At 62.1% G+C, this 19,768-nt stretch carries 16 protein-coding genes and 2 pseudogenes; 5 read left to right on the top strand and 13 right to left on the bottom strand.

The genetic code is table 11. The annotated features are described in order from the left end of the window. Nucleotides 1–707 precede the first annotated feature (707 nt). The 10 genes from V1277_RS27040 to V1277_RS26995 all read right to left on the bottom strand — a co-directional run bounded on the left by V1277_RS27040 (nucleotide 708) and on the right by V1277_RS26995 (nucleotide 11,391). A complete protein-coding gene (locus tag V1277_RS27040; RefSeq protein WP_334418923.1) occupies nucleotides 708–1,916 on the bottom strand; it encodes a cytochrome P450 in 1,209 nt (402 codons plus the stop codon). A gap of 121 nt (nucleotides 1,917–2,037) precedes the next feature. Next, on the bottom strand, nucleotides 2,038–2,988 hold the full coding sequence (locus tag V1277_RS27035) for a catechol 2,3-dioxygenase (protein ID WP_334418922.1): 951 nt from the start codon (nucleotides 2,986–2,988) through the stop codon (nucleotides 2,038–2,040). A 13-nt stretch (nucleotides 2,989–3,001) separates the two neighbouring features. Beyond that, the gene (locus V1277_RS27030) at nucleotides 3,002–3,688 is read right to left on the bottom strand and encodes a hypothetical protein (RefSeq protein WP_334418921.1); all 687 of its coding nucleotides are present in this window, start codon (nucleotides 3,686–3,688) and stop codon (nucleotides 3,002–3,004) included. Between the two features lie 166 nt (nucleotides 3,689–3,854). Next, on the bottom strand, nucleotides 3,855–4,547 hold the full coding sequence (locus V1277_RS27025; RefSeq protein WP_334418920.1) for a 4-carboxy-4-hydroxy-2-oxoadipate aldolase/oxaloacetate decarboxylase: 693 nt from the start codon (nucleotides 4,545–4,547) through the stop codon (nucleotides 3,855–3,857). Next, complete coding sequence (locus V1277_RS27020) at nucleotides 4,544–5,269, bottom strand: PIG-L deacetylase family protein (RefSeq protein ID WP_334376039.1); 726 nt, start codon at nucleotides 5,267–5,269, stop codon at nucleotides 4,544–4,546. The genes V1277_RS27025 and V1277_RS27020 overlap by 4 nt, the downstream gene beginning before the upstream one ends. Before the next feature lie 55 nt (nucleotides 5,270–5,324). Next, nucleotides 5,325–6,329 carry a Bug family tripartite tricarboxylate transporter substrate binding protein gene (locus tag V1277_RS27015; protein ID WP_334418919.1) on the bottom strand — a complete coding sequence of 335 codons (1,005 nt, stop codon included), beginning with the start codon at nucleotides 6,327–6,329 and terminating at the stop codon, nucleotides 5,325–5,327. Between the two features lie 13 nt (nucleotides 6,330–6,342). Then, a complete protein-coding gene (locus tag V1277_RS27010; protein ID WP_334418918.1) occupies nucleotides 6,343–7,212 on the bottom strand; it encodes an amidohydrolase family protein in 870 nt (289 codons plus the stop codon). 34 nt (nucleotides 7,213–7,246) lie between these two features. Further along, complete coding sequence (locus V1277_RS27005; protein WP_334418917.1) at nucleotides 7,247–7,972, bottom strand: TetR/AcrR family transcriptional regulator; 726 nt, start codon at nucleotides 7,970–7,972, stop codon at nucleotides 7,247–7,249. A 172-nt stretch (nucleotides 7,973–8,144) separates the two neighbouring features. Beyond that, nucleotides 8,145–9,404 (bottom strand): MFS transporter, encoded by a 1,260-nt coding sequence (locus tag V1277_RS27000; protein WP_334418916.1) that lies wholly within the window; start codon nucleotides 9,402–9,404, stop codon nucleotides 8,145–8,147. Between the two features lie 85 nt (nucleotides 9,405–9,489). Beyond that, complete coding sequence (locus tag V1277_RS26995) at nucleotides 9,490–11,391, bottom strand: putative bifunctional diguanylate cyclase/phosphodiesterase (RefSeq protein ID WP_442894520.1); 1,902 nt, start codon at nucleotides 11,389–11,391, stop codon at nucleotides 9,490–9,492. 455 nt (nucleotides 11,392–11,846) lie between these two features. On the opposite strand from V1277_RS26995, the gene V1277_RS26990 reads away from it, so the two are divergent. The 5 genes from V1277_RS26990 (at nucleotide 11,847) to V1277_RS26970 (ending at nucleotide 17,915) form a co-directional block, all read left to right on the top strand. Beyond that, nucleotides 11,847–13,610 (top strand): ATP-binding protein, encoded by a 1,764-nt coding sequence (locus V1277_RS26990; protein ID WP_334376044.1) that lies wholly within the window; start codon nucleotides 11,847–11,849, stop codon nucleotides 13,608–13,610. Nucleotides 13,611–13,721: 111 nt separating this feature from the next. Then, a complete protein-coding gene (locus V1277_RS26985; protein WP_334418915.1) occupies nucleotides 13,722–14,306 on the top strand; it encodes a peroxidase-related enzyme in 585 nt (194 codons plus the stop codon). Nucleotides 14,307–14,435: 129 nt separating this feature from the next. Continuing rightward, complete coding sequence (locus V1277_RS26980; protein WP_334376046.1) at nucleotides 14,436–14,774, top strand: hypothetical protein; 339 nt, start codon at nucleotides 14,436–14,438, stop codon at nucleotides 14,772–14,774. A gap of 888 nt (nucleotides 14,775–15,662) precedes the next feature. After that, complete coding sequence (locus V1277_RS26975) at nucleotides 15,663–16,703, top strand: alpha/beta hydrolase (RefSeq protein WP_334418914.1); 1,041 nt, start codon at nucleotides 15,663–15,665, stop codon at nucleotides 16,701–16,703. A 183-nt stretch (nucleotides 16,704–16,886) separates the two neighbouring features. Further along, the gene (locus V1277_RS26970) at nucleotides 16,887–17,915 is read left to right on the top strand and encodes an IS110 family transposase (protein ID WP_334418049.1); all 1,029 of its coding nucleotides are present in this window, start codon (nucleotides 16,887–16,889) and stop codon (nucleotides 17,913–17,915) included. An 821-nt stretch (nucleotides 17,916–18,736) separates the two neighbouring features. Here V1277_RS26970 and V1277_RS26965 read toward each other — a convergent pair. The 3 genes and pseudogenes from V1277_RS26965 to V1277_RS26955 form a co-directional block, all read right to left on the bottom strand. Continuing rightward, a pseudogene (locus V1277_RS26965) lies at nucleotides 18,737–18,877 on the bottom strand (ClpX C4-type zinc finger protein); the annotation flags it as partial. Between the two features lie 54 nt (nucleotides 18,878–18,931). Then, nucleotides 18,932–19,090 (bottom strand): annotated as a pseudogene (locus V1277_RS26960) (glyoxalase superfamily protein); the annotation flags it as partial. 209 nt (nucleotides 19,091–19,299) lie between these two features. Further along, a complete protein-coding gene (locus V1277_RS26955; protein ID WP_334418913.1) occupies nucleotides 19,300–19,767 on the bottom strand; it encodes a MarR family winged helix-turn-helix transcriptional regulator in 468 nt (155 codons plus the stop codon). Between the last annotated feature and the right edge of the window lies 1 nt (nucleotide 19,768).

Here is a 19,768-nt window from a genome sequence, read left to right as displayed (position 1 = left end):
CACCGCAGTTCTTCGCGATCGACCGGAGACTGAACTCTGCTCAAGAGACGCTGTCGGCTCCATAGTCGGGCGTGATTTCCCTGCCCTCGCAACGTGGCTCTCCTGGCTTGCCATGTTTCCGCGGCGTCGCACCAATCCAAAGAACAACCGTTACGCTTGCCCTCGGTAGATTTTTCTAGATTTCCCGGTGCACATGTCGCGCACACGAGGCCTTCTAACCGATTGAAATTCCTAAACTCTCGCTCCAATTCATCATGGGAAAGTTTGAGCTAACTTTAGGAAGTGTGATCGAATATTGTACAAACAATTGTGCAGTTCTCAGCCGTGAGGCCGCGATTGGCTCAATCAGGGAAATGCACCATCTCAAATTGGTATTTCAGTCAGTCGCCTAGCATTGCCCTCCGAAGGCAAAGGTCACACGCTTGAATCGCGTCCGACGCGCCAGAAAATTCAATAGCTTGCGCAGCACCTCGAAAGCGCCCGCGGTCTCATTCATCGATGGCGTCGTCCTTGATCCCCAATAGCGTAAAAGTTGATCGCATCCGCGATAGAGACCGACTACGTCGCGAGCACGATTATAATGCGATAGCGGCGGTGACGAAGCATCAAGAATTAAGTCTAAGCTCCTCGAATAATGCAACAATTTCGGCCCCGGGTGCTATGCACAGAGTTCTATAAGTATCCAAGAACCCCAGCCAACCGCGCTCTCACCCGGCAGCCACCACCGGCAACTCCGCGATCATGCGAATGCCCGGCCGTTTCCGCCAATGAATCTGCGCCGGCTCAACCGCCAGCTTCAGCCTCGGCCAGCGCGTGAACAGCGCCTGCAGCGCGCAGATTCCTTCGATCCGCGCAAGCTGGTGGCCGAGGCAGAAATGTATTCCCGTCCCGAACGCGAGATGCCGGTTCGGCCGCCGCTCGAGATCGAGGCGTTCGGGACCATCGTTCGCCTGCGGGTCGAGATTGGCCGCGACGACCATCGCCATCACCCGATCACCCTTCTTCAATTTCACGCCGTCCACATCGACGTCATGGCGCACATAGCGCGGCTTTGAAAATTGCACCGGCGAGACGAAGCGCAAAAATTCTTCCACCGCAAGGCCAGCGCGGCTCCAATCCGCCGCCAGCCAATCGCGCCGCGCAGGATCTTTCAGCAATTCGAACACCGATCCGCTGATCAGATGGGTGGTAGTCTCGGAGCCCGCCCCCAGCAAGAGAAACACCATCGAGACCATTTCGTCCGGCGTGATGCGCCCGCCTTCCTTCTCGACCCGCACAAGCTCGGCAATCAATCCTTCGCCGCCCTGTTCCCGGGCGACCTGCAGACGCACTTTCAGATAGCGCCGCATCTTCATCATTCCGCCGATCAACCGCAGAAGGCCGAACGCGTTGGTGAGATTCGCGATTGAATTGGCCCAGGCGATGAATTTCGGCCGGTCGGCCGACGGCAGGCCGAGTAGTTCGCAGATCACGGCAAGCGGCAACATCCGCGCATAACGCTGCACCAGATCGGCGGGACTTCCCGCCGCAAACAATTCATCGGCGAGGCGATCGGCGATGGCGCGGATGTGTGGTTCCATGTCCATCACGGCTCGGCGACGGAACGCTTCGTCGACAATGTCGCGCAGCCGCGTGTGATCCGGCTCGTCCATTGTGAGCATGTTGTTGGCGAGTGCCCCGATTAACTTCGGCATCCACCAGGGCAAGCCGACGAGGGAGCCACCCTCCTTGCGCAGCGTGAAGGTCGTGCTGTCCTTCAGCACGCGCGCCGCCGCCTCATAGGTCGTGGTGACCCAGAGCCGGCCTAGAATGGGAAACTTTGTTGCTACCACAGGGCCGACGGCGCGCAGTTGCGCGACGCCCGCCTGCGGGTCACGCAAAAAAGCCTCGCTGGTGAAATCCACAAGCTCTGCCATCGGCCACCCACGACGTCATTCGCACGTTCGCATCAAGATGGTGCGCAGCATCGCGGGCGCAAGGCCGGTCATCTTCCCCATTCTTTAGACGTCCGCTGACCGAGGGCGGGCAAACGTCGCCTCACACCGGCGGCGTGCCGTGGGTGTGAAACGACTCGATCGTCTTCAGCCCCCAGGCCTGCCCCTTCTTGCGCTCCTCCTCGGTCCAGACGATCGGCTTCCAGTCGGGCGCGAGAATGAGCCGGGCCCCAGCATTGGCGACTTCGACGCGGTTGCCGCCGGGCTCGTAGACGTAGAGAAAGAAGGTCTGCTGGATCGCGTGCTTGTGCGGACCGGTCTCGATGTGCACGCCGTTCTCCAAAAATATATCGGCAGCGCGAAGAATCTCCTCGCGGCTGTCGAGCGCGTAAGTGACGTGGTGAAAGCGGCCGGCCTTGCCGTAGTGGTCGCGGGTATAGGCGAAGTCGTAACTCTTGTTCGACATCGTCATCCACATCGCGGCTTCCGTGCCGTCGTTCAGCACGATCTGTTCGGTGGTGCGCAAGCCTAGATAGTTTTCGAAGAAGAGCCGGTTCGCCTTGATGTCGACGGCGAGGCAATTGAGGTGATCGAGCCGGCGAACATTGACGCCGCGCGCCGGAAAGCGTTGCGCCTGGTTCTTCAACGCCGGCTTGAGTTCGGGCGGCGCCTGATACCATTCGGTTTCGTAGTAGAGCTCGACGATATGGCCGTCGGGATCGCGACAGCGGAATGTCGGTCCCTGTCCCATATCGCCATCGATCCAGCCAATGTCGAAGCCCGAGCCCTTCAGCGCGGCGACGCGACGCTCCAGCGCCTGCGGGCTGCGCGCGCGCAACGCCATGTGCTCCATTCCGGCAGTTTTCGAGGCCGTCAGCTTCAGCGAATAGCGCTCGTAATCGTCCCAGCCACGCAGGTAGACCGAATCGCCCTTCTGGCCGCTGACGGTCATGCCCATGACGTCGACGAAGAATTTAAGGCTCTCGTCCGGCTTCGGCGTCAGCAATTCCATATGGCCGAGATGGGCGAGATCGAAGATCGGCTCGGGGGTCATTGTCGTCTCCATCCTAGCGCAGCGCCCGCGTCACGTCGTCGAACAGTTCGTCCACGCTGAACGCATGTGGAATGAGCTTCTGCTGGGTTGAATAACCGATAATCAGCTCTAGTGAGCGCCGAATCTCATCCGCGGTGAAGCGCGGCGCTGCCGGCGAGACCGCGGCGGAGTCGGCAAGCAGCCGATGCACCTCCCGCACAGCATCCGGATGTTCCTCCGACAATCTCCGGCTCACCACCACCATATGGTTGATCGGCACCACCCTGTGCTTCCCAAACCAAGCCTTCTCTTCAGCAGCGGCATCGGCAAACAGCGGCTTCAAATCCGGATGATCCGATTTTTCGCCGAGCACCGCATCGAGTTCGCCGTCGATCAGCATCTGGACAATCTGCTTGCCCGCAGGCGCTCGTCTGGTCGTATCCACGAATTCGGCGACATGGGCCTCCTCGAACGTCACCCACTCGATCGAATCGAGATCGACGCCATAGTCATTGGCAAGGATGCCGCGTAGCCATGCGCCGGTCGTCGTGGTGAAGGAACGAATACCAACGCGCTTGCCCTTGAGGTCGCGTGGCGTAATCTTGCCCGCCTTTGCATTGTAAAGCGCGTGCCCATGCTGAAAGCGGGCCAATACGACATCGGGCAGCAGCACCATCGGCTTGCCGAAAGATTTTGCCATTAGATAAGTGACGATCGCCATCTCCGAGACGTCGAACGCTGCTTCGCGGACCATCGGCTTGAAACCCTTGTTGGTCGGCGAATACGGCGCGAAATCGAACGCGACCAGATCCGATCTGATAGATCCATTCTTGAGCGCGGTCGTGCCGGGATGGTCGCCAAGCAAGGTGCGCAGGTGCATCGACACCTCAGTCCTCCTCCAGCTCGTCGACATAGATGAGCCCCGCCTTCGCCAGCGGCTCGCGCATCTTGTACATATCAAGCCCGAGTACGCCCGCGGCGAGTTGCTTGCGCTTACCGTCTTCGTCGGCGACGCGCTTCTCGCCCTTGGCAACGACATCGGCGGCGTCCTTGCGTCCGATCACCACGACGCCATCGTCATCGGCAACAACCACATCGCCTGGCACCACATTGATCCCGGCACAAACTACGGGAATATTGACGGCGCCAAGCGTCGCCTTCACCGTCCCCTTGGCCGAGATCGCCTTCGACCACACCGGAAAACCCATTTCGCGAAGCGATTTGGCGTCGCGAACACCGGCATCGATGACAAGGCCTCTTACGCCGCGCGCCATCAATGAGGTCGCCAGCAGATCGCCGAACATGCCGTCGGTATTATCCGTCGTGCAGCCGACCACCAGAACGTCGCCGGGCCGGCACTGCTCCACCGCAACATGGATCATCCAGTTGTCGCCGGGCTGCGCCAAAACGGTCACGGCGGTGCCTGATGTCTCGGCCCCGCTCCAGACCGGGCGCAGATAGGGCTTCATCAGGCCGAAACGGCCATAGGCCTCATGCGCGGTGGCAACGCCGAGCGCGCCGAGCCGTTTCACGAGCTCGGGCTCGGTACGCTTGATATTGCGGACGACGACCGTCTTCATGCCAGTTCCTCCATCGCCATCGGGAACAACCGCTGATAGGCCTCGCCATACGTCATTGGCTTGCCGGTGTTGCGGCCACCCTGCACGCCTCGCTGCAGCGCGACCCGCTCGTAATAGGCCCACAGGTGCTTCTGGGCGGCGAGAATTTCGAACGTCTTGCGCTTGATATCCCAGACCTCGTCGATGTTGAGGATCACCTGCGGCTTGAAGTTGCACATCTCCGGCTGATGCGGCTCGAACAGGAACACCGGCGGTGCCGCATAGGTGTATTTCGCGCCGGGTTTGTGGCCCATCGCCTGCGCGACCACGCGGGTTTCCTGCGCGAAGTGCGCCGCGTTCGGATGATCGAAATTATAGGGATCCTCCAGCGCATGGGTCAGCACGAAGGACGGATTGAGCTCGCGGTAGATATCGACCATGCGGTCGAAATGCGCCTCCGTCAGCCGCAGCGGATAATCTCCTGCGTCGAAGAACTCGATTTCCGCGCCCAGCATCTCCGCTGCGCGCTGCGCCTCGTCGCGCCTTCCGGCCTTCACCTTCTCCATCGTCGCGCCGGATTCTTTCCAGGCGAACTGGCTTTCGCCGCGCTCGCCGAACGAGAGGCATGCGATCTTGATGCGATAGCCCTTCTTGGCGTGCAGCGCGATCGCGCCGCCCGCGCGCCAGACGAAATCGCCGGGGTGCGCCGTAACCACAAGGCCCGTTTTTCCAGCATTGCTCATGATCGGGATTTCCTCCTTCGATTGTTGCACGTTGCCGGCCGCACCGGCAGCATGACTACTGTTTGGCAATTCCTGCCCGCTCGATCACATCAGCCCACTTGTCGATATCGGCCTTCAGCCGTTCCTGGATTTCTTCCGGCGAGCTGGCCTTGGCATCGATGCCGAGATCGAGCGCGCGCTTCTTCAAGTCGGGCATCTCGAGCACTTCGCGCAGCGCGGCGTTGAGCGTCCTGATCACCTCCGGCGGCGTGCCCTTCGGCGCAAAGATCGCGTTCCAGGACCGCGCCTCGAAATCCCCGCCGCCGGCTTCCTTCACCGTCGGCACCTCTGGCAGGAACGTCGTGCGCACGGGCCCCGAAGACGACACGGCAATCGCCGCCTTGTCGGCAATATGCGATCGCACCGCGCTGTAATTTTCGATCGCCATCTGGATATCGCCACGCAACAGCGCGATCAGCACCTCGGGCGAACTGCGGAACGGCACGATCGTAACATCGACGCCGGCGGTCGATTTGAACAATTGCGCGGCGAGGTTCTGGGTCGATCCGACATTGATGGTGCCGACATTGAGCGCGCCGGGCTTTTGCTTCACTGCCTTGATGAAGTCAGCCAGCGTCGGATACGGCGAGCCAGCCTGGGTGACGAAGATGAAGTCGAAATAGCCCATGCTCGAAACCGGCACGAAATCGGTCACCGGGTTGAACGTCAGGTTCTTGAACAGCGATACGGAAATCGCGGTGCCGTTGCTGAACAGCGCCAGCGTATAGCCGTCCGCGGGCGCGGACAGCACAGCGCGTGCCGCATTGATGCCTCCGGCGCCCGGCATGTTCTCGATGACGAAGCGCTGGCCGAGCTTCTCGCCGAGTTTTTCGGTAACGAGCCGCGCCGTGACGTCGGCGACGCCGCCCGCGCCGAACGGCAGGATCAGCCGGACCGGTCGGTTCGGATAGCTTTGCGCGTGGGCCATTTGCGGCAGCAACAGCGCTGCCGCCAGCGCGGCCATGCCGGCGATCAACGCGCGGCGTCGACTCAGGCTATGCTGCTTTCGTTTGTTCGCCATCGCACGGGCTCCTTCAAAACTCGAACAGCCGCGCCGGATTATCGACCAGAATCTTCTGCTGCAGTTCCGGTTCCGGTGCAAACAGCGGAATGAGATCGACCAGATCGCCATCGTTGGGCATCACCTTCACATTGGGATGCGGCCAGTCGGTCCCCCAGATCACGCGGTCCGGCGCCGTCTCGACGATGCGGCGCGCGAACAGCACCGCGTCGTGAAATGGCGGCCCGCCGGAGGACACCCGCTCGCAACCGCACACCTTCACCCAGCATTTCTCGTCACGCTTCATCAGGTCGATTAGCGTCCGGAACGGAAGCTGGTCGAGACCGTCGGATGCCTTGACGCGCCCCATGTGATCGATGGTGTAACGCACCGGCAATTTTGCCAGCATCTCGGCATATTCGGGCAAGTCGATCGCGTCGAAATGCAGGTCGATGTGCCAGCCGAGCGGCGCGACCATCGCGACGATACGATGGAACGCCGCCATGTCGGGCACCCCGCCGAGATGGCGCACGAAGTTGAAGCGGCAGCCGCGGAAACCTCCCTCGTGCAGCTCGCGAAGGCCGCGCTCGGTGATGCTATCGTCGATATTGGCGACAGCGCGAAAGGTCCCGTTGCTGACGGCAATGGCGTCGAGCGCCACGCGATTGTCTGTGCCGTGCACGCTGGCATTGACGATGACAGCGCGGCCGATCCCGAGCTTCCTGTGCAGCGCCCGGAAATCCTCGAGCGGCGCGTCCGGCGGCGTATAGGGCCGTCCGGGCGCGTAAGGGTATTTGTCGCCGGGGCCGAAGATATGGGTGTGCGCGTCACACGCCAGCGCCGGAAGCTTGAATTTTGGCGTTCGCGTGTTGGGATCGGGTCCGGGAATTGTGGGCTTGTTCATGATGCCTTCTGCAGTGCTCGGTTCGGGCGGGTACTTAGTCGGGTGAATTTTCCTTCCGCTTTCGAGCGGTACCCACCGCGTGCGGTTGCATTGACTTGGTCCGGCGTGACGCGCCGTCGATGTGATTGATGTCGGATGCCTGCAGTGAGGCGACCGTCGCCGAGACGATTTGCTCGATCGCTTCCGCCATGTCGGTGCCGTCGGCTTCGCCGCGGGACAGCCGCGTCACGCGCTCCGGATTGACGAGGGTGTAATAGAGCGCGCCGAGCAGGAACTGCGACCGCCAGACGATCGTCGTGCGCGGCAGATGCGGCAGGCTTTCCGCGATGGCATCGATGAATGCGTTGGTGGTGTCGTCGAAGATTTCCGCGATGATGCGCCCTACCACCGCGTTGCCTTCGGCCGACATCACCGCACGCAGCCGCGTGAATCTCGCCCCGCCGCCGGCAAGATCGCTGCTCGACGAAAACGCCGGCTGCACATAGGCGCGCACGATCGCTTCCAGCCGGTCCTGAATGTCGCGCACGCGCCTTGCCGCCACCAGCATTTCGATGCGGCGCTTGTTCATGGGGCCGCAATGGCGCTTGTAGATTTCGAGCAGCAGCCCGTCCTTGCTCTTGAAGTGATAGGTGATGCTGCCGGGATTGGCGCCCGCCTCCAGCGCAATGTCGCGGATCGACACGGCATTGAAACCGCGCGTCGAGAACAACAGCTCGGCCGCGCTCAGGATGGCTTCCCGCATGTTGGGGTTTCGCGTCATGGCATTTGCTTTCCGCTCTCGAGCTTTGTACAGTTGTACAAAATATCAGGTCTAGTCAACAAACATCTAGGTGGACGAGCCAACCACCGCGACAGACCGAAACGACAAGGGTGCTGAAGGAGGCGAATATCAAGGTGCAGTGAGATCGGCGTGCCGGCGTTGCGCGGTCAGATCACCGCGCATTCGCCGGTGCATGCACGTGCCAGAGATCGGCGCGCCAGTGCAGCACGATCGCCAGCATCAGCGCGAGACCGGCCGCCGCGTAGACTGTGCCGGTCGCGGCAAATCCGATCTCGTCGATCAGGCTGCCGGCGGCCAACAGGCCGATCGGCAGGCCGTAGATCACCATCATGCGTACACCCATCACCCGGCCGCGGAAATTCTCGCTCGCGGTCCGCATCAGGATGACGGCGATCGAGATCATGGCGAGGCTTTGCGAAAAGCCCGCCACCACCAGGCACACGATCGCGGTCGGCACCGTCTGCATCTGCACAAACACCAGCAGGGTCGCGTACCAGACGACGGTCGCGCCGATCATCAGCCGCGCCACCCGGATATCGTGGATCAGGCTCAACACGATCGAACCGGCCAGCGAGCCGATCGCAAAACTCGCCGACAGATAGCCAAGCCCGGTCTGGTTGGTGCCGTAAATCGCCTTGGCGATATAGGGCAGCAGGCCGTTGGAGAGCGGATACGCCGTCAGGTTGGCCAGAAATGCCACCCAGAGCGCGGCCTGCATCCGCGGCGTGGTCCAGACATAGGCGACCCCCTCCTTGAGGTCGCGCAGCGGCGAGCGCTGCAACGCCTCGCTGGCAGCCTCGCCCGCGAGTTGCGGCTTTGCCGGCGCCACGATGCACAGCGTCAGCGCGGTTGCGGTGAGATAGAGACAAACGATCGCCACATAGGCCGGGCCCATGCCGAGCGAGGCAAACAGGCCGGCACCGCTCAGCGCGCCGGCGATCCGCGCGGTATCCATCGTGGTGCGCGAGATGCTGATCGCCCCAATCAATTGGCCATGCGGCATGATGGTCGCAACCAACGCGCCGCGCACGCCGAGATCCGACGGACGGACGATGCCCATCACGGCCGCGATGACAAAAACAAATATCGGCGCGAGGTGGCCGGACAGCGCCAGCGCCATCAGCACCGCGGCCAGCACCGCGTAGGTCGCGCGCATCATGCCTAAGAGATCGCGGTGACCGATCCGGTCGCCGACGACGCCGAATATCGGCGCAACCAGCGTACCGACATAGCCGAGCGAGGCGAACACGGTGAGCAGCAGGACCGAGCCGGTCTCGACCAGCACATACCAGCCGAGAATAATCAGCTCCATCTCGAACGCCCAGGAGGTGAGCAGATCGGCCGGCCACTGAAAACGGTAGTTCCTGACGCGGAATGGTGCGAGCGCGGAAGATCGCGCGGGCTCGCTCAAGATTTGTTGTCGCGATTCATCGCGGTCCACCCTGCCCTGCTTCTTGTTTTTCGTTCTCCGTCGATAGCAAGCTGTGCCCAGCGTTTCAAGCAGCAGACATCGCTCTGCCGGTATGCGTTAGCAACAGCCGTCTCACCTCCGCGGCCGGTATCGCAGGGCTGAACAAATAGCCCTGCATCTCGGTGCAGCCGAGGATGTATAGCAAGTTCCTCTGCTGTTCGGTTTCGACACCCTCCGCCGTCGTCATCATGTCGCTGGCGGCTGCGATATTCACCACGGCCTGGACGATCGACGAGGACGCGCCGGGGCCTGCGATATCCCTGATAAACGAGCGATCGATCTTGATCTTGTCGAACGGGAAACGCTGGAGGTAGCTGAGCGAGGAGTAGCCGGTGCCGAAATCGTCCAGCGCGATCCGGACACCCAGCTTGCGCAACTGATGCAGCATGTCGAGCGCCGCCTCGTCGTCGCGAATGAGGACGGCCTCGGTGATTTCGAGCTCCAGCCTGCTCGCGGGAAGGCCGCAGGCGGCCAGCGCCGCGGCCACGTTCAGCGCCAGCGATTGGCTCCTGAACTGCACCGGCGAGACGTTGACCGCGACGCGGACATGGTCCGGCCAGGTAACGGCCTCGGCGCAGGCAGCATTGAGCACCCACAGGCCGAGCTGATTGATCAGGCCGCTATCCTCCGCGATCGGGATGAATTCCGCCGGCGAGATCATGCCGCGTTCGGGGTGCCGCCACCGCAACAGCGCCTCGCAGGATGAGATCTTGCCGTCCTCGATATTGACCACCGGTTGGTAATAGGTCTCAAGGCTGCCGTCGCTGATCGCCTGGCGCAGCTCGAACTCCAGACTTCGCCGCGTTTTGGCGCGCTGATCCATGCCGGCCTCGAAGAAGCGGTAGGTTCGCCGTCCATCGCCCTTGGCGCCGTAGAGCGCAAGGTCCGCGTTCCTCAACAACTGGTCGAGGTCCACCCCGTCGCTGGGAGTAAGCGCTATTCCGATGCTGGCATCGGTGGTGATCAGGTGCCCCATGCATTCAAAGGGCTGCCTGATCGCCGAATGGATTTCATCAACGAGCCGAGTGGTTTCCGAGCGATCCTTGATGGGCATTTGAATGACGGCAAACTCATCGCCGCCAAGCCGGGCCGCCACGTCGGTTTCCCTCAAGCAACCGCGCAGGCGATCGGCGACGCCTTTGAGCAATTCATCGCCGATCGGATGGCCGAGCGCGTCGTTGACGCTCTTGAACTCGTCGATGTCGATATAGAGCACCGCCAATTGCTCGCCCGGCCGGATCGCTGCAAGCGAATGTTCCAGCCGCTCGCGGAGCAGGATCCGGTTCGGCAGGTCTGTCAGACCGTCGTAGTGCGCCAGATGTGCGATCTTCTCTTCCGCGCGCTTGCGCTCGGTGATGTCTTCGATCGTAGCCACCCACCCCCCACCTTTCAGCGGCCGGTTGATGATCTCGATCGCCCGGCCGCCCGGCGCTTCCGTGAGTTGGCGTGTGGCCTTGCCGAGCGACACTTTCTGAATGATCGCGTTGCAGAATGCATCGATGTCGCCATCGAAGGATCCGGTTTCCTTCCGGTGGGCGATCAGCCGCTGCATGGTGCAGCCGGGCTTCGCCACGTCGGGCGACAATCCGAACATGTCGAGATAGGGCTGGTTGCAAATGATGATCCGCGCGGATGCATCATACAGAACAAGACCTTGCGGGATGTTGTTCACGGCGATCGAGAGCTGGCGCCGCTCGGCCAGCAGCCTCTGATCAGTCAATCGGTCGCGCCGCAGCAAGTATCCAGCGACTGCGGCTAGAGCAGCGACGAGCGCCAGCAGGACGCGTTCGCGCAGGCTCCATGTCGAGATAGCAAATTGCGCGAGTACGGCCGCCGCGAGCAGGACGGCGCAGACAGCAAGCAGCGTAAATAGTCCGGCCTTATCGGCGGGACCGCCAGGCAATTTCTGGTCGCTTTCGATGCTCACCCGAGATGCTTCTCCGCGCGAAATCGCCAATCCGCGGGCGGTTGGCGATCGGTCATGCAGACGCAAGCCGGAATCCCGTTTTTCCCGCCCAGCGATATTGGTACGAAGGACAATGGAAGGCGCGTTACAACTTGCGGTTAGCAATCGGTTACGTCGATACACGGGCTGGCTCCAATCACCATCGCCACTAACAGGTTATCGAGAGGTGACCCTTGGCTGGTCCTCTCCTTCGAAATGGTAAACGAAAGATTAATTCGCAGCAGAGCTCGCGCGACCCAACAAATGCGAGAAAACCCTGATTTTCCAAGCCTAACTCGCAATCGGAGCGTGAGATCGGACTCCGCTGCAAATACGGATCCTGACCGGGATGCCGCTGATTTAGCTGATACGGAACCACGCCGGTTTAACCGTTTCGCTAGTCGGGGCCGCCCATAATGCAGGCCAGACCCCAATTCATGAGATCCAGGTTCAACACCGTGACATCCTTCGGACGTGTGATTTCCGTGCGCGGCTCCCTCGCCCGGGTCGGACTTCTGGCGACAGGCCAGATGCCCCTTTCCGAAGTGCGCGCCACCGTCGGCCGCTTCATCAGTATTCGCTGTGCGACATCCACCACCATCATCGCCATGCTTACCGAGGTGTCGTGCGAGAATCAGCCAAGTTCTGATGAATACATCGCGACCGCATCGGTCGACCTGCTCGGCGAAATTTTCGGCGGCGACCGCCCGAAATTCCAACGCGGCGTCACCAATTATCCGACGATCGGCGACGCCGTCGACATCGTCACCGCCCAGGACCTTCGCACCGTCTATGCACCGAGCGGGTCGGACCAGATCAATGTCGGCACCCTGCAGCAGGACCGCTCGGTGATCGCCTATGTCGACGTCGAGGAAATGCTCTCCAAGCACTTCGCGGTCCTCGGCTCCACCGGCGTCGGCAAATCGACCAGCGTGTCGCTGCTGCTCAACGAGATTCTGAAGGCGCGGCCGAACCTGCGGGTTTTCCTGCTCGACGTGCACAACGAATATGGTCGCTGCTTCGGCGATCGCGCGGTCGTAATGAACCCGCGCAATTTGAAACTGCCGTTCTGGCTGTTCAATTTCGAAGAGATCGTCGACGTGCTGTTCGGCGGCCGCCCGGGCGTGCCGGAAGAGCTCGACGTCCTCGCCGAAGTCATTCCGATGGCGAAGGGCATCTATACCCAGTATCAGAACTCCGACCGGCTCGGGCTCAAGCGCATGGATCCCAAGTCGGGCGTCTACACCGTCGATACGCCGGTGCCGTATCGCCTTGTCGACCTGATCTCGCTGATCGACGAGCGGATGGGCAAGCTGGAGAACCGCTCCTCGCGCATCATCTATCACAAGCTGATTTCGCGCATCGAGACCGTGCGCAACGATCCGCGCTACGCCTTCATGTTCGACAACGCCAATGTCGGCGGCGACACCATGGCGGAAGTCATCAGCCATCTGTTCCGGCTGCCTGCCAACGGCCGGCCGATGACCATCATGCAGCTCGCCGGCTTCCCCGCCGAAGTTGTCGATTCCGTGGTGTCGGTGCTGTGCCGCATGGCGTTCGATTTCGGCCTGTGGAGCGACGGCGTGTCGCCGCTGCTGTTCGTCTGCGAAGAGGCGCACCGTTACGCCTCGGCCGACCGCAACATCGGCTTCGGGCCGACGCGCAAGGCGGTGTCGCGCATCGCCAAGGAGGGGCGCAAATACGGCGTCTATCTCGGCCTCGTCACCCAGCGCCCGGCCGAACTCGACGCCACCATCATTTCCCAGTGCAACACGCTGTTTGCGATGCGCCTTGCCAACGACCGCGACCAGGCGCTCCTGCGCTCGGCGGTCTCGGACGCCGCAGCCAACTTGCTGTCGTTCGTGCCCTCGCTCGGCACCCGCGAGGTGCTGGCCTTCGGCGAAGGCGTGGCGCTGCCGACGCGGCTGCGCTTCAAGGAGGTTCCGGTGCATCAATTGCCGCGCAGCGAAGCCACGATCGCCACCGTGCCGTCGGTTTCCGCCGGCCATGACATGCATTTCGTCTCGGCCGTGCTGGATCGCTGGCGCGGCGCCACCTCGCACCGGGACGTTCCGAACGATCCCTCGATCAACGATCGCCCCGCTGCCCGCGTCATGACGCCGGTCGAAGCGCCGATGCTGCAGCCCTCGATGGGGCTCGATCCCGACCGGTTCTCGCTGCTGAAAAAGCCGCTGCGCTGAGGCATAACAGTTTCGCGCGATTGCTCCGCGCGGGGCGGTGTCCACTTCCCCCGAAAACGCGATATGGTTCCGGCAACGCCGCATCCCGCGGCCATCAGCCGGAACCCTTTCATGTCCAAGCCTGCCGCCACACGATTTCAGCCGCCCGCCATCGACAAGCTGCCGGAGGATATCCGCACGCGAATTCTCGCGGTGCAGGAGAAGTCCGGCTTCGTGCCGAATGTGTTCCTGACGCTGGCCTACCGGCCCGACGAATTTCGCGCCTTCTTTGCCTATCACGACGCGTTGATGGAGAAGGACAGCGGGCTGACCAAGGCCGAGCGCGAGATGATCGTGGTGGCGACGTCGGCCGCCAACCAGTGCCATTACTGCGTGATTGCCCACGGCGCGATCCTGCGCGTCCGGGCGAAAAACCCCGTGATCGCTGACCAGATCGCGGTCAATTACCGCAAGGCCGACATCACGCTGCGGCAACGCGCCATGCTCGACTTCGCCATGAAGGTGAGCCGGGCGGCGAACGAGGTCTCCGAGGCCGATTTTGCCGAGGTCACCAGCCACGGCTTTTCCGAGGACGACATCTGGGACATCGCGGCCATTTCGGCCTTCTTCGCGCTGTCGAACCGGCTGGCCAACGTCACCGCGATGCGCCCGAACGACGAGTTCTATATGATAGGGCGGCTGCCGAAGCAGGGCTGAGCCCGGCGTCGTTACGGTTCCATCAGACGTTGCGGAGATGGATGGCTGTCCTGCGGTTTGCAAGATTTCATGTTGGAAGCGCTGCCGCCGTGCTAAAAAGACCGCAGGATTTTTCGTCGGACGAGCGCAGTGAAAACCCAGCGGCCCATTACCACGGACGATGAGCACGTGGTGCTCAAGTTCCGGCCGCGTACCTCGGCCCACCCACCGGGCGGGCGGGAAGAACCTAGCCAGGTCAAGGGGCCGCAAACCGCGAACGATCTGTCCCGCTACGAACGGTCGCGCGACGAGGGCGACGACTTCCGTCACCGCATGCTCGCCAACATCGCAGCGCTCGCCTTCACCGTGGCCCTGACCGCGATCGGCATCTGGCTTGCGGTAAGCATCGCCGATCTCCGCAAGACCCAGGATTGCGTCCTGATGGGCCGCCGCGACTGCGCAAGGATTTCGGTGGCGCCGCAGGGGTAATGAGAGGTCTTTCCAATCGGCCGTGCATGCGCTGTATGGAGCGCCGCGGCCTCTCCGCGTCATTGCGAGCAGAGCGAAGCAATCCATCTTTCCGCGCATGAGGTGACAATGGATTGCTTCGCTACGCTCGCAATGACGTGGATGCGATTTCGCGTTCTCGCGACGCATTGCGCCCGAGGCTTGCACGACTCTTCTCCCAACGAGAGGGAGCAGGGAATGCCGGGTGCTTGCTGCACCCGCGGTCTCGTGTGCAGTATGCGCAAAGCAAAGCGCACACGAGCATACAGGTACAGCCGGGGCACGCCGGCATTCCCTGCGCAATGGGTTGACGGCTTATGCCGTGCTCTCCCTGGAGACGAATTCCTTCTTGCCTCCATCGCTGCCGGCTTGATGGCTCATTCGATCCGGTCGGTTCGAATGCGCCACCGGCAGCTTGGCACCAGCCACGGGTGTCAGGACCACACGGTTTTGCCGTACGCTTCAGCGCCGTACGTCTTGCGCGCCGTGTTCGCTCACGGATCGATGCCGCCCTGCGAACAACCTCTCGCGCCTGACGCTGCTGCGTCCACCGCATCCCGCCCCACGTTCGTGACGATGGCCAACGCCCCTCTTGTCGGGACGGGACGGCGAAACTTACGGCTGATTTGGGCCTGCGGAGAAGCGAAATATTTTTGATTCCCGACCTTGACATGATTTCTGAAAATCAGAAGTTATTTGCCACGGGTTGATATGTCACAGGGCACTTCCCAAGATTGCGCCTGCGCAAGGAGCAAATCAGTTCGCGGCGCACCCGTTCGCCGTCGCACCGAACGGGAATAAAGTGTAGGGTGCACAACGTCCTGCTACGTCAAAATCACAAACAAGACGAAGAATACGAGGGAGGCACCATTGAGACTTTCAATCGCTGTCACAAGCTTTCTTCTCGCAACGCTCCTTTCGATTCCGGCGCTGGCGCAGACGAGGGCTCTGGTGACCGAAGAGATGATGGTCAAGACTTCAGATCCCGGCATCGAGATCTACGTCCGCAACAAGCGACCGGCGGATATGACTACCTTCCACCCGGAGCAGACCGTGCTTTACGTTCACGGCGCGACCTATCCTTCGGAGACGGCGTTCGACCTCAAACTGGATGGCCTGTCCTGGATGGAATACATCGCCGCGCGCGGTTACGACGTGTGGCTTCTGGATCTGCGAGGCTACGGCAAGTCGACACGTCCTCCCGAGATGGCCGACAAGCCCGAAGCCAATCCGCCAATCGTGACCGGCCAGACCGCGGTCAGGGATATCGGCACCGCCGTCGACTTCATCCTGCAGCGCCGCAACATTCCGCGCCTCAACCTGCTCGGCTGGTCGTGGGGAACTACGCTGATGGCGACCTACACCACGCAGAACGCTTCGAAGGTCGAACGTCTCGTGCTCTACGCGCCGTCCTGGATCCGGCAAACGCCCTCGCTCGTTCAGGCCGGCTCCGGCAAGCTCGGCGCGTACCGAATGGTCAACCGCGATCAGGCGAAGGAGCGCTGGTACACCGGCGTGCCCGAGGACAAGAAGGCCAGCCTCATTCCCGCCGGCTGGTTCGATGCCTGGGCCGACGCGACCTTCGCCACCGATCCGGTCGGCGCGGCGATGAATCCGCCGGTCGTTCGCGCCCCCAACGGCGTCGTGCAGGACGGCGCCGAATTCTTCGGCGCCGGCAAACCGTACTACGATCCCGCCAAGATAACGGTGCCAACGCTATTGGTCGGCGCCGAATGGGACCGCGACACGCCGCCTTACATGGCGCAGACGCTGTTTCCGCTGCTGGTGAACTCCCCGGGCAAACGCTACGTGGCGCTGGCGGAGGGCACGCACACCATCATCATGGAGCGCAATCGGCTGAAGCTGTTCGAGGCGGTGCAGGCGTTTCTCGATGAGGCGAAGCGGTCGTGAGGAGTGAGGTAGATGGGGTAACGGGCCCCTGGTCCCACCTTCCAAGCGAGCCGCGCTTGCTACGGCGCTTTTGGTAGGCGCGCTTCGCGCGGCTCGCTTGGAAGGTGGGCGGTCGTCCCTCACATGGATGGTGTGACGGAGTCGAAGGATGAGCCTCGCTCCAAACATCGAGGAGAGACGACCATGGACCATTATGCCGGAATCGACGTTTCATTGGAATGCTCGAGCGTGTGCGTGGTTGAGGCAACCGGCAAAATTTTGCGCGAGGCCAAGGTGGCCAGCGAGCCGGAGGCGTTAATCGCCTGGTTCCGTTCGCTCGGCTTCGGCCTTGAGCGGATCGGGCTGGAGGCCGGACCGCTGTCGCAATGGCTGTTTGCGAGGATGAAGGCGGCCGGACTTGCCGTGGAGCTGCTGGAGACACGGCACGTACGCAAGGCGTTCGAGGCCATGCCGGTGAAGTCCGATCGCAACGATGCGCGCGGGATTGCGCAGTTGATGCGGCTGGGCTGGTTCCGGCCGGTGCATTGCAAATCGATGAGCGCGCAAGAGACGCGGGCAATATTGACGGCCCGCAAGCTGGTGCAATCGAAGCTTCGCGATGTCGAGAACAGCCTGCGCGGGATCCTGCGCGGTTTTGGCCTTAAGGTTGGCAATACGACGGAGCGGGAGTTTGCAGGACGGATCAATAAACTCGTTACAGCCCACCCGCATCTTCAAAAAATCGCCGATGCACTGTTGTCGGTGCGCGAGGCACTGCGGAAGGAGTTCACGGCTTTCGAGAAGCAGACCCGCAAGATGGTACGATCCGACATGCAGGCACGGCTGCTGACGTCGGTCCCGGCGGTTGGCCCGATCATCGCACTCACCTATGCCAGCGCCATCGACGATCCGGGACGGTTCACGTCGTCGAAGCGGGTGGGAGCGCACTTCGGGCTGACCCCGAAGAGGCATCAATCCGGCGAGACCGACTACACCGGCCGGATCAGCAAGATCGGCGACGGCTCGGTGCGCACGGCGCTCTATGAGGCCGCCCACCTCATGTTGACCAAGCCGATCAAAGGCTGTTCGCTCTTGAAGAGCTGGGCGATGCGGATCGCCAGGCGCGCCGGCATGAGCAAGGCCAAGGTGGCACTGGCGCGCAGGCTCGCGGTGATCATGCATCGCATGCTCGCCGACGGAACCCCCTTCAACGCCGCCGCTGCGGCAATCTGACAGGAGAACGCAAAACAGTTTTCGGGCAGGTCACGACACCAGGCCTTCTCGAAGCGAAGTCCCATCGCCGGGACGATGGATCAGGTCAGACCGCTAATCCGCCAGTGGCATCACGACCACGCGTCCGTAGATTGGTCGGCCTATCCTCTTCCAACCCCATCAGGTGGCGGCCTTGCGCCGACCCCGTACAGAAGCGAGACCCCGGCGAACGGACAACGCAAAAAGGGATTGACTGATCGAGGCCCGTTACAGAAGGGCGGATTAGCGACAGCGTAATCCGCCGTTCGACGGCGACGCGTATTGGTGCAGTCGCGTAGGATGGGTGGAGCGAAGCGATACCCATCAATTGCGGCCCGAGACGCGATGGGTTTCGCTTTCGCTCTACCCATCCTACGGGCTCAGTCTGCTGCAGCAAGTAGCCCGCATGAGCGCATGCGATATGCGGGGCCACGGGCCGCGGATTTTGCTTTGCTCCATCCGGGCTACGCTCGCTACGAGGGCGTTTGCCGGGTCCGTTCGTTCACGATGAGCGTCGCCGTTCGTAGCGCCTGTTCATAGCTCTTCAACTGGGTCTGCGAATATGCCTGCATGGTTCGCAGTCCGTCCGGCGTCGTGTTCTTCAACTGGGCGAAGCTGGGCGATAGCGACATTTCGCTGTCCGCTGCCGACCCCTTTTCGCGAAGCGCTAGCACGCTCGCGATACGTTGCAATGCGAGCCGGTTGCGCTGCGCTCCCTTCTCTGCGTGTGCGACGTAGTGCTGCAGCCTGTCGGTCGACATGTCGCGAGCGCCCTCCTCGTCGCCTTCGATCAGGCGAAGCAGTTGCTCGTCGACGATGTCGGTGCAGAGCTCGATACATTCGTCGCAGATGAACACGGCAGGTCCCGCGACCAGCTTGTTCACCTCGTGCTGGTTCTTGCCGCAGAACGAGCAATATAGGAGTTGTGCTGCCGGATTCTGCAGCCTACCCGGCCAGTTGGACGGTGGCCGGGCCGCCTCGATCTTCGCGGGTGGCTGGGCTGCATCGATCTTGGCGGAAAGGATATTCCAGTTGTCGTAGCCGAACGCTTTCGCGATCAGCTCCAAAGACTCGCTGTGCGTGGTTTGCACAGCTTTGGCAGTCAAGGCATCGCGCAGGGAACGCGCCATGGCTTTCGCGTCGCGGAAATCGCGCATGAGAGCACCCGTATCGACGAACGGAGGAGATCGGTGCCTGCCTTGCCGACCCGTTCGCCAATAGCGAGGGCCGAGATATCAGATACGTTCACCATCCCAGAGGGCGCAGGCGGCCGGTGTATCAACCGATCATTATTGTTGGCTCGGCCGCGGTCATTGTCAACCCGACGATGAACGCGCCTCATCGTCTTTCATCGGCCCGCGCTTCCTCACCGCAGCTCCGCCTCCCGCAGCGGCGCGCGGCTCAGTTCGTTGCCGGCGGTGATCGCCTTGCGCAACAGCCGCATCAACTCGGCGCCCTCCTTCTCCGTGAGGCCGCGCAGCATGAGGCGCTGGGCGGCCTCGACGGCCGGCGTAATTCCGCGCAGCGTTCGCTTTCCGGCTTCCGTAATCTTTAGCTCGCGGGCGCGGCGGTCGCGAGTACTGGGGTGACGCACCAGCAAGCCCTTCTGCACCAGGCGGTCGACCACGCCGGTGATGGTGGTTCGGTCATAGGCGATCAGGCCGGCGAGCGTCACCTGATCGATCCCTGGATTCATCTTGATGGCCGCGAGCGCTGCGTATTGAACGGGCGTGAGGTCGAAGCCCGCCTCCTCGACCTCGGCAAGGAACACGGCCACCGCGATCTGCTGGAAGCGGCGTGCCAGATGGCCGGGCATCTCACTGTTATCTCTCACC

Source organism: Bradyrhizobium sp. AZCC 1588 (assembly GCF_036924735.1).
GTDB lineage: Bacteria > Pseudomonadota > Alphaproteobacteria > Rhizobiales > Xanthobacteraceae > Bradyrhizobium.
Note: the sequence above shows the minus strand (reverse complement) of the source record. Positions and strands in the feature narration are given on the sequence as shown.